This window comes from Fibrobacter sp. UWH1 (assembly GCF_002210365.1).
Lineage (GTDB): Bacteria > Fibrobacterota > Fibrobacteria > Fibrobacterales > Fibrobacteraceae > Fibrobacter.
This window is the reverse complement of sequence record NZ_MWQG01000063.1, coordinates 1-10,680: the sequence shown is the minus strand read 5'-3', so window position 1 is coordinate 10,680 and position 10,680 is coordinate 1. Positions and strand designations below refer to the sequence as shown.

9 protein-coding genes and 1 pseudogene are annotated in these 10,680 nt (G+C 45.3%); 7 read left to right on the top strand and 3 right to left on the bottom strand.

Annotation, left to right across the window (positions count from 1 at the left end):
* Nucleotides 1–3,629, bottom strand: a 3,629-nt coding sequence (locus tag B7992_RS15580) for an InlB B-repeat-containing protein (protein WP_176421978.1), incomplete at its 3' end; no start/stop codon positions are given.
* Nucleotides 3,630–4,476: 847 nt separating this feature from the next.
* On the opposite strand from B7992_RS15580, the gene B7992_RS15570 reads away from it, so the two are divergent.
* From B7992_RS15570 to B7992_RS15545, 6 genes are all read left to right on the top strand, one after another.
* Nucleotides 4,477–4,635: a type II toxin-antitoxin system RelB/DinJ family antitoxin gene (locus B7992_RS15570; RefSeq protein ID WP_088666751.1), complete on the top strand. Its 159-nt coding sequence runs from the start codon at nucleotides 4,477–4,479 to the stop codon at nucleotides 4,633–4,635.
* Nucleotides 4,636–4,879: 244 nt separating this feature from the next.
* Nucleotides 4,880–5,893 carry a DUF2589 domain-containing protein gene (locus tag B7992_RS15565; RefSeq protein ID WP_088666750.1) on the top strand — a complete coding sequence of 338 codons (1,014 nt, stop codon included), beginning with the start codon at nucleotides 4,880–4,882 and terminating at the stop codon, nucleotides 5,891–5,893.
* A 60-nt stretch (nucleotides 5,894–5,953) separates the two neighbouring features.
* Complete coding sequence (locus B7992_RS15560) at nucleotides 5,954–6,661, top strand: hypothetical protein (RefSeq protein WP_088666749.1); 708 nt, start codon at nucleotides 5,954–5,956, stop codon at nucleotides 6,659–6,661.
* A gap of 12 nt (nucleotides 6,662–6,673) precedes the next feature.
* Nucleotides 6,674–7,501 carry a DUF2589 domain-containing protein gene (locus tag B7992_RS15555; RefSeq protein WP_176421977.1) on the top strand — a complete coding sequence of 276 codons (828 nt, stop codon included), beginning with the start codon at nucleotides 6,674–6,676 and terminating at the stop codon, nucleotides 7,499–7,501.
* A gap of 2 nt (nucleotides 7,502–7,503) precedes the next feature.
* Complete coding sequence (locus tag B7992_RS15550; protein ID WP_088666747.1) at nucleotides 7,504–7,737, top strand: hypothetical protein; 234 nt, start codon at nucleotides 7,504–7,506, stop codon at nucleotides 7,735–7,737.
* A gap of 13 nt (nucleotides 7,738–7,750) precedes the next feature.
* A complete protein-coding gene (locus B7992_RS15545) occupies nucleotides 7,751–8,452 on the top strand; it encodes a hypothetical protein (protein ID WP_088666746.1) in 702 nt (233 codons plus the stop codon).
* A 124-nt stretch (nucleotides 8,453–8,576) separates the two neighbouring features.
* On the opposite strand, the gene B7992_RS15540 is transcribed toward B7992_RS15545, so the two are convergent.
* Both B7992_RS15540 and B7992_RS17250 read right to left on the bottom strand, forming a co-directional pair.
* On the bottom strand, nucleotides 8,577–9,209 hold the full coding sequence (locus B7992_RS15540) for a hypothetical protein (RefSeq protein WP_088666745.1): 633 nt from the start codon (nucleotides 9,207–9,209) through the stop codon (nucleotides 8,577–8,579).
* Between the two features lie 10 nt (nucleotides 9,210–9,219).
* Nucleotides 9,220–9,354 (bottom strand): hypothetical protein, encoded by a 135-nt coding sequence (locus tag B7992_RS17250; protein WP_254917740.1) that lies wholly within the window; start codon nucleotides 9,352–9,354, stop codon nucleotides 9,220–9,222.
* Between the two features lie 341 nt (nucleotides 9,355–9,695).
* On the opposite strand from B7992_RS17250, the pseudogene B7992_RS15535 reads away from it, so the two are divergent.
* A pseudogene (locus B7992_RS15535) lies at nucleotides 9,696–10,680 on the top strand (ATP-grasp domain-containing protein); the annotation flags it as partial.

The window sequence follows — 10,680 nt, the reverse complement described above, 5'->3', positions numbered from 1 at the left end:
TCATTGAAATACAGTCCCTTGATAGCAAAGCCTTGCCCATCGAAAGTTCCTGTATATTGTTTACTGCGGTTTCCAATGAGAGTCCAGGTCCTAAAGCTAGTTCCGTTGGTCACATTACCATCAGCATCCTTTACCAACTGAGACTGCAATGGATTTGTTGCACTGCCGTTCACATAGATGTTTTTCGTCAGCCTGCCGCAAATACTTACTCCAGAAGGCATGTCGGCTGGAACGCTAACAGTTCCGTTCACAAGGGCGGCAAAGCCGTACAATTGTTCTACATTAGAAATTTCGTAGCACTGATTACCAGCCAGCACAGGAATTTCTTGCCACCTGGCATAGAAAGTCTTTGCTCCGGAGGCGTCGGCTGCGATGGAGGACACTGGTTCGCCAGAGAAGTCAGCACTGTTGTACCAACCAACAAAGCCATAGCCTTCGCGGGTAGGAATAGCAAGTGAAAGTTCTACACCCTCAAGGTAAACCGAAGGATTTGCGGAATTATCCACATCCGAGTTTATAGCATCCTTACCATTCAACTCGTATGTAATGGTATAGGCAAAACTCCACTTGGCGTAATATTTCTTTGTCCAGATGGTGTTTTCGCCAACGGTTTGCGCTGTTGCAGAAATCTGAGCGGCGGCGGCGATGGTTTTGACAGCGTCACCAGAGAAGTCCTCATTTTCATACCAGCCAGCAAAGGCATAACCTTCGCGGGTGGGGATCGGCAGCTCAGTTTCGGTTCCGTAGGAATGTGTACTTGCGGCATTAGCTGCGTTAGAACCTTCGTTCAGAACATATTCAAGATTGAATTTCACTACGCCAGGCTGCAGATTTCCTTCTGCATCATAAGTGTTGGAAAGAACAGGATAAGCGTCCGTGCCAACATTCTGCCCCCAGACGTAGCCATTCGTTCCATTGTGGAGAAGTATTGCGACGGTACCGTCATGGAATTCAGTTTCGTCCCTAAAGGCAACACCTGCTGGACTGACAAGGCCAACCGGTGATCCAGACTTTGCAAAGCAGTTCTTGATGGAACCGTCGTTGACTCCGGTAACGCTACCTACAAAAATATTGCCGCCAGTGACAGAACCGCTATTGTAGCTGTTTGCGATGGAACCTACATTGATTCCAGCAACGCCACCGACATAATTATCGCCGCCAGCAACAGAACTGCTATTGTAGCTGTTTGCAATGGAACCTTGATTATATCCAGCTACGCCACCGACAACGTTTAAACCTCGGATGTAGGAATCCTCAACACCTACATTCTCAACCTTTCCGTCAGAACCTACATACCCAAACAAACCTACACTATCTTTTGATCCTTCATTGAAATACAGTCCCTTGATAGCAAAGCCTTGCCCATCGAAAGTTCCTGTATATTGTTTACTGCTGTTTCCAATGGGAGTCCAAGTCCTGAATCCGCCTTCGGTCACCGTATTCAGTTTGCCTTCGTCATCCAGCACATTTTCGTTCACCACAATTTCATTCGCCAGCTTGCCACAGATGTTTGAACCAACCGGATAACCACTGGGGAGTTGTGATGCCGTGATAACTCCATTCACAAGGGCCGCAAAGCTATACAGCTGATTAACGCTGGAGATTTCGAAACATTCACCGACGGTGCCCTTATTCACCAGAGTCGGAAGTTCCTGCCACTTGGCATAGAAGGTCAATGCTCCGGTAGCGTCGTCTGCAATGGAAGCCACGGCTTCGCCAAAGAAGTCAGCACTTTTGTACCAACCCACAAAGGCATACCCCTCGCGAGTAGGAACAAGCAGCGTAGTTGGCGTACCATACTGATAATCGGTTGAACTAATTTCGCTACCATCTTCATCAACATAGGTAACCTTGAACTTAGCCAACTCAACAGTCACATCGACAGACTGTTCCTCCACGCCAAACCAGTTATCGTTTTCCTCGACCTTATAGTAAACCGTATAATTGCCAGCCCTATCGGCGCAAGGAATACCGGTGGAATAAGCAGTCTGTGACCCGCCTTCCATTAACACGCTGTAAAGCATATCCCCAGAGTTCGAGGATCCAGAGGCTACAAGTGCGACGCATGCACCAGCGTACTTCGGATTGGCAGAAGTCGGGGGTTCAACTGTGGGCGTAGCCTTCGTGATATTAAAGGATTTTGAAACAGAACCGAATTCCGCATAATCACCCTTGAATGTAACCGTTACAGTTGCAGAAGAGCCAACATTTACATTGTTGGAGTAGGAATACTCATAATCAACACCTTCTGTGAAATTAAGAGAACCTAATGAAACCGTTGGCTTTGGTGTAATTGCTTCGCCTGTATATGTCTGAGCCTCGACATCAGAAATTGGATTTCCAGTATATATGATTTTACGTTCTCCATTTTCAATAATGCTGAAGTAATCGTTTTTACTTGCAGACACATCTGTATCACCATGCATATAAATTATGCTTTCGCCGTTCTTGATGCTTGATGCATCCACCACATCGACATCGTCGTATATAGTCACAGTACCAACTTCATTCGTAGATTCATTAGTATATACACAACCTACACCTATGCCATCTGAATCAAAACCGCCAATTGTCTTTACCACCCCACCCTTAATCGTGACATTTCCAAGTCTTGCTGTTGCATGACTGACTGCACCTGTTCCGATGCCTGAACCACACTGGGAACCAATTGCTGTGATATTTCCACTTTCAATTACAATATCTCCACCTAGGGCGTCACCATCCAATGCTTGACTCAAACCAATACCTGCAGAGGAATAATTGCCCGTTGCGGTTAATGATCCATCACCTCTGATTGTCAGAGTTGTTCCTAACCCTCCGACCTGAATACCAGCCATATAAGTAGCACCAGTTACATTATTCTCACCCACAAGAGTAATTGTTGCAGAACCATCACAAATAATTCCGCCATTGATTATTGCACCTGAAAGTGTGATTGTTGCACCATCTGCAATATGAATCGTATGGTTTGTTTTGCCCGATAATACGTCTCCGTCAACTGCGATAAAATCACTATTAGCAGCAGTCAGATTGAGCATATTACCGCTCTCTGTCGTGGTAGCCATTATGTTGATGTCGGTTGTTGAGACAGTCACCATATAAACGCCATCGGCATCAGGTTCAAGTGTATTTATGCCATCGGAAACATTAGTAGCAGCATATCGAAAACTCGCCATAAAGGAGACAATGGTCCCCGAAATGTACTTGCCGTTGCCGTCCGCGGCATTTGTTACGTCAACAATCTCCATATTGTCAGGCAGATTGACAGAATAGGTGCATGCCAAAGACGCCTTCACGGCCACCTCTGTTGCAGGCATCGTAAATGTGTACTTACGGTTTCCAATATCAGTCAAAACTACTGCACCGTTATTTACATTCAATGTAGAGGCATCAATCAGGTGACTGACGGTCAGTGTTACTGTGGCACCAGCAAACGCCTGGCTAACATTACTGCTAACAAGACTGCTGACACCATCGTCAATCGAGACGGTGCGAAAAATCTTGGTTTTTTCTTCCGCTATCTCCGTGACGCAACCTTCATCGCTGAAGTATTTGCCACATACAGAGCATTGCCAATACTCGACTTGAATCTCGTCCGCTACATGATGTACGCATGTATGGGGTTTCATCGGTTCAATGAAGTCAGACTCGGCAAGTTCAGTCGCGCCCGTTTCGTCAGTAAAATACCTGCCGTCGCTTCGCAGATAACAGACTTGCTTAATACCTGTTTCTGTACAGGTTGCACTCTTTTTAGGTACGAAACTATAAGTTTTCTCACCATACAATCGAATTTCATGTAACCAAACGTCTTTGTCGCTATTCGTACCCTCAAAACGAAAATATCTATATTGGTTATTATCTTCATTATCAACTGGAAAAGATTTCTCTTTTCCTGAATAATCTTCATCTTTATAAGATGAAACTAACTCATACGAATCTTCTTCTTTAGCCTTTGCATACAATCTTCTATCTATTGGATGATTTAAGCCTTCACTGTGAGAGTTTAGTATATATCCTTTTAAGACAACAGGAAAATCTGACGAAAACTCAAAATAAGCATAATCTTTGGAAGAATAATCTTCACTCGCGCTTGGTCTGGGACGCCATTGGGTTGTTAAATCGCCATCAACCATATTAGTAAACTTATTTGAAGAAATAACATCCGTTCCTTTTGTTGCGTTAAAACCAGTGTACAAGGTATATTCCTTGTCATCTATTGTGATAGTCGAACGCACGGTTTCAGTTGCAAAGGCATTTGCCGAGAGCAACAGCGCCAGTACCGACAGAATTTTTGTAAATCCATGGAATTTCATAAGTAACCTTCCCAAAAATTGGACTTATTGCATTTTTATTACAAACTTACGCACAAAAAATAGAAAATATCATTACTACATAAAGTTTTTTTTTTTACTTACAATCCTTTTATATCGGGTTCTTCATTAATAAATTTTGTTCTTTACCCAAGAGAAAACTCCTATGGCAACAATCTGCACAAGAATCGACGAAGACACAAAGAAACAGTTTCAAGAATTCTGCAAATCGGCTGGGATTTCCGCCTCGGCAGCAATCACCATATTCATCAAGTCGGTGGTCCGAGAAAACAAACTGCCCTTCGAAGTAAAAGGCGATATCTAAACAAGCAAGAGTCTTTTGAACGCGCTTGCTTTGTTTAACATTTTTTACAAAGAATTTTCTGTATTACAGTGTTTATACAACAGCATCTACGATGGGCATATAATGGGCAACATCTGACCCCAAAGGTTGCCCAAAATGAGGGCATTTGTCAATTTTGACGCCTCCCATCCTTGTTTTTAGAATATAGGGTACGCTTTTACGAATAAACGCAAAAGTGAATCAAACCAATAACAAGGAGTACAATATGGCTGTAGATTCTACACCGGCCACTACCGTAAAAAACATGCTGAACGGCATCGATTATAGCGCCCTGATCGGTGGTCCGCTTCAGGCCGCAATTTCAGCTCAGGCCATGGCTGCAAAGTCTTCCTGGGAATTTATCCAGCAGGTGGGTCTCAACACTAACAAAGATGGCCAGAAGAGTGCAGTGAACGTTACCTTCATTTATCAGAAGGACGGTTCCTATGTCAAGCTCATCGTACCCATTCTCACCATCGTTCCGATTCCCATGATCGTTATCGACAATATCTGCATTCAGTTCAAAGCATCGCTTAACGCCTCCTCCTCGGAATGTTCCGAAAGTTCCTCGTCCGAATCCATTGATGCCGGTGGAGAAGCCGAGGGCAAGGTGGGTTGGGGTCCTTTTAGCCTGAGCGTAAAGGCAAAGGCAAACTATTCCAGCAAGAAGGATTCCAAGGCAACCTCCGAATCCAGGTACTCCGTGGAATACACCCAGGACGTGTCTGTCCATGCAAAGCAGGCTGACATGCCGGCCGGCCTTGCCACAGTCCTGAACATTTTGTCCAGTTCCGTTACTCCTAACGCAGGCGTAGATGGCAAAATCGAGTTGGATAAGGACTTTATTGCACCTACGGACAAGGTTCCCGAAACAGTCACCATTACCGTAAAGGACTCCAACGGCATGCTGGTGAAGAATGTACCCGTAACAGTGGAAATTGAGTACAAGAATGAAGAAAACCCAAAGGGACATATTAACGTTACACAGGGATATCTTGGTATCGCAGTCAACGTTGATGAAAAAGACAACGATAAAGCTAATGTCACTCTGGCAGATGGCACCGATACATTAACCTTCCAAGCCAAAGAGTCATTCGAGGCCGCAATCGTGACACTTTCTGCAACGATTGATTCCAAGGAAATCACAAAGACCATCAAGGTGGCTCCCTTTACATCGGACAAAGATGATTCGGAAAAAAATGATTCGTCTGAAGACAATTCTAAGCGAACTAAAAAATAACGACACACAAGAAAAAATCCAGGTCCGGCAAATGCCTGACTCTGGGTTTTCCAGGATTCTATGCCTAAGTTAAACGAAGTCATTTCCGCAATTCTTTCGTCGCTGAACAATGCGCAGCACCAGAGCAACAAGAGTTCTCGTGCTCTTGCCGATAGTTACAAAAACGACGATATCATGAAATATTTTTCGCTACCGAACGCCTCGCTATCGGAAGTGGACATTACCTTGAAATACGCCATCAAGGACGTAGGAAAAAGCACGGTTCCGCAGGATACGGACCTTGGAAATTCGCCGGCAGAATCACTTTATTCCATCCGGCAAAAAGTGACAAGATCCATAGACCAGGTAATGCAAAACGAAACTGTACAGGGAAAAATCAGTTCAAGTAACGCCAGTGTCAAGGAGATAGAAAGCCGACTTGTGGAGGACATAAGCTGGCATATATACCAAGAGCAACAGAAGAAAAAATCAAGCACAGATATCCTCGATAGCGTGACGAAAAAATTCCAGTCAATTCTCGGGACTGACGTGAACCTGGAATCAATCCTTAGGCAAGGTGCGGCTAGCATAATGGAAAATGTTGCGGTGGAAGATGGAGAGAAAACAGAAACTTCCATCGACGATATGGAGGTTATCGTGGACAACGATATTCTTATGGGGCTACCAGAATCCGTCATTCAGACGATGCAACTGAAAGCCCGTATGAAAAACTATAACTGGATCGTGGGCAAAGATTCCGAAACGGGTGAATTTGTACTAAGTGACTAGCAGGAGGCGATTTTGTCTCAAATAACGACTTTAAAAAACATTTTCAGTCTCCCAATCCAAGCGATAATCGACGCCGACTTTATGGCTGCGAGAAAATCCCTAGAGTACATCAGGGAGTTTGGGTTTGAACCTGGTCCGGGAAAGAACGGCGAAGAAGCTTGTTTTGGGAAATTGAAAGAGACAAGCTTCAGTTATACCACCACCGGGGAATCCGGTGAAACTGAGCGCAGAGTCGTGAAGATTCCAACGCTTTCGCTGGTTCCGTTACCATTGCTGCATGTGGATTACGCAGATTTTGACTTTTCGGTTAAAGTCATCGATTCGAATCAACAGCAGGATAAAAACACACTGAATGCCACACTGACGCCAGTGTCGGGAGATTCCCAAAACAATAAGAACACTCCACACCTTGACGCAAACATCAACGTAAAGATGAAGGTGGTACAATCAGATATTCCAGCAGGACTAAGCAACTTGTTAGCACTCATGGGTTCTAACACTCAGAATTCCGCAATAGGAAAATTTTCGCATCAAGATCACTTGATAAAGCTGAAGAAAGACAAGTATGTGGAAACCGAATTCACCCTACTAGATTTCAAGGGACAACCCGTGAAGAACGCCCTTGTCAAAGTGGAATTTGAAGAGAACTGCGGAGTGCTGATTGCATGCAACAGAAAACGTTGGTGTAGTGGGAACGCCATGTTGACCAACGACGAAGGCAAAATCCGTTACATTGTGGCCTACAGCGGAAATGAAAACGATAAGCCGGGAACCGTACGCACACTAAAGTTCTCCACCGAGGACGAGGTTACGGTAATACAGAAACTTTATGTGGAATAGAAATGGAACAACAGAAAAACTATAACGAACCTACGGGAATCCTTTGCCCCGTATGCCAGAAAATCAGAATCAAGATGACCCTGGGAGACTTCCTTTACGGGGATGGCTTTACCTGCCCCTGCTGTAAAACAAAATTCAGTATGGACAAGAGCCAGTGCGCAGGAACTCTAGAGAAACTGCAGGAGCTGTACTCCGCCACTAAAGAAGTCGAACGACTAAAAAAACAATCACTCTAACAAGGAGATAAAAATGGATAATCAATTTGCCCAATTTTTAAGGCAGCTGGAAATGAATTACGAACAACCAAAGGTTCCCGGTTGCTATTACATTAAAGCCGAATATAATACGGTTCACCTTATCTGGCGACAAATTGCCCAAAAGTTTTACCAATTAAAGCCGAATAATACGTACTCCGTAGTATTTTTCATAGACAAAGGCTATGCGATATTTGAAGTGGAAACTCTTTTTTCTCAAAGTTCCAAGGGATATATCGTATCGGAAACAGTTTCCAAGCCAGGAGAAAAACACTTCGTGGTCATGCAGGAAGGCGGCGTACAGGGAAACGGAGCAATCCCGACTATTTTTAACAAAAACCATATTGACAATAATACGATTCGATACGGATCCAGCCACAGCGTCACAGAAAATGACTGGCAAACAACAGCATTCAATATACCAAGTAATCCAAACAACGGATTTATGTGTGACGCAATGTCGAAGTTTATCGCCGAAAGAGGTCGTTTTGAATGTTTGGACGAAATCACATACATCAGTGATTCCACAATAATTGAAATTCCGTCATGTCCGGAAGAAAAAATAATTACAGCCAAATCCCTTTGGAAAAATTTCAATAACATCTGTGAATGCAAGGAATCAAATGAATACCTGATTCCGATTACGAACAAGGATGTCGCAAAAGCCATTGAAAAAGGGAAGTTTGACTTCGATTAACACGTATTTCGATTCACATTTATAATGTAATAGAATCTGTTGTCAACAAAAGGACCTGCGCAACAAAGCGCAGGTTTTTTAGTCAATTTTTTGATAAATCCTAAGAAGAAATTTCAACGATTTTTCAATCCATATCCAGCGGACGGAAGAACCCCTTAATGCACTTGGGATTTCGTATGCAAATTTGAATGTGATTTTTGTTCTGAAAAGTGGATCCCTGATAGGTCGGTTCACCTTCAAAGAACGCAGATCTTACTGTATCAAAAGGTTTTACAACAGCACCATTTTTAATCCACGGTTCAAATTGTTTTTCCTTGACAGGATTGTCCATGATGTAGTGCAACCGTTCCAAGACTGCGAAATCCAAAAGGCGCTTTCCTCTAATACCCGATTTGTGGTTACTAAACTCTTCATTCTGAGGAAGAGGTTTTCCTGCCATTTCAAGAGACAATTTCAAATTGGCATAAGCCTGCGACACCAGTTCAAGATATTTGGAATCAGTCAAGTCGAGACACTCGTCCAATGAGTATATTACACCGACCACGAAAGGCTTTTCTGTGGTCTTGTACTCTTTGGCCCGCCACTCGTAAGCTCTAGTGAAATTATTTTCCCAGATATAGAAGCCTTTTCCAAGCCATTCATAATTCGCTTCGCTAATGTGAATTTTCTTGCGAGTTCCTAACCGCAAGAATTCTTCACCATGTTTTTCGCTGCAGCCATGGTAGCCGATGTAAAGGTTCGGTCTAGACTCAAGCATAACAAAGAGACTAGCGAGCTGCCTTAACCAGCTCCCCCCTACGGTCCAAGACTCCAATCTGCTTCAACTGCTTAACGGCCTCCGTCTTATTCGCCGGAGTCTCCTTCAACATTTCAAGCAATGTTTTCAAGTATGCCTTATCCATAGTGATATCCTCCATCCTTAATATACATATCAATTGCAGCCAAGTCAACTGTCTTCGCAGAGGAATCGGCGTTTGGGACTACATTTTAGAATTTTAACATTTATTCAACGCGTTCGCGTTAGGGATAGTTACCCGTATGGGCGGAGACTCGCGTGGCAAGGCTCCGTTTTAGGAGGCTGGCGACAAGCGCAGCGCTGGCGACTGCCCCTAAAATATAGCCCGACCTTGCCGCAGGCAAGGGAACGCCCTAAAGTCGAGAGCAACCCGGATAGCCACGCAGCGAGCTAAGCGAACATAAACTTGTTTATTTTCATTTGGCGAGCCAGGGGATAGAGGCGAAGCCTCCAACCGTTTCTACGGACTACGATACTTCCGACAAGCTGTACTTTGAACCGCTGACCCTCGAAGATGTCATGGGCATCTACGAACGCGAAAACTGCTACGGCGTTATCGTTCAGTTCGGTGGCCAGACTCCGCTGAACTTGGCAATGCGCCTGAAGAAGGCCGGCGCCAACGTGGTGGGTACAAGCCCAGAAGACATTGACCTTGCCGAAGACCGCGACTTCTTTAAGCAGCTGGTTGACAAGGTGGGCATCAAGCAGGCCGCTTCCGGCATTGCACATAACGTTGATGAAGCTCTCGCCATCGTAGACAAGATCGGCTACCCCGTTCTCGTGCGCCCCAGCTTCGTGCTGGGTGGCCGCGGCATGGTGATCGTCTATAAGGAAAAGTACCTCCGCAAGTTTGTGGAAGAGGCTGCCGCCATCGGCGAAGGCAAGCCAATCCTTATCGACCGCTTCCTGGAAGACGCAACCGAACTTGACGTGGACTGCATCAGCGACGGCAAGCACACCGTGGTTGGCGCCATCATGGAACACGTGGAACCCGCAGGTATCCACTCCGGCGACTCCGCAAGCGTCATCCCGCCCATGACCCTCAGCAAGGACCTGCAGGAAAAGGTCCGCGGCTACGCCAAGGAATTCGCAAAGGAACTCCATGTGGTGGGCCTCATGAACATGCAGCTCGCCGTCAAGGATGGCGAACTCTACATGATCGAAGTGAACCCCCGCGCATCCCGCACCGTGCCGTTTGTTTCCAAGTCCATCGGCGTGCCTCTGGCAAGCTACGCAAGCCGCTGCATGCTGGGCGAAACCCTCGAAGAAATCGGCTTCACCGAGGAAGTCCATGTTCCGTATGTGAGCGTGAAGGAAGCCGTGTTCCCCTTCGTGAAGTTCCCGGGCGTTGACGTGACCCTCTCTCCGGAAATGAAATCCACCGGCGAAGTCATGAGCCTGGATCGCGACCGCGGCCTCGCCTACCTCAAGA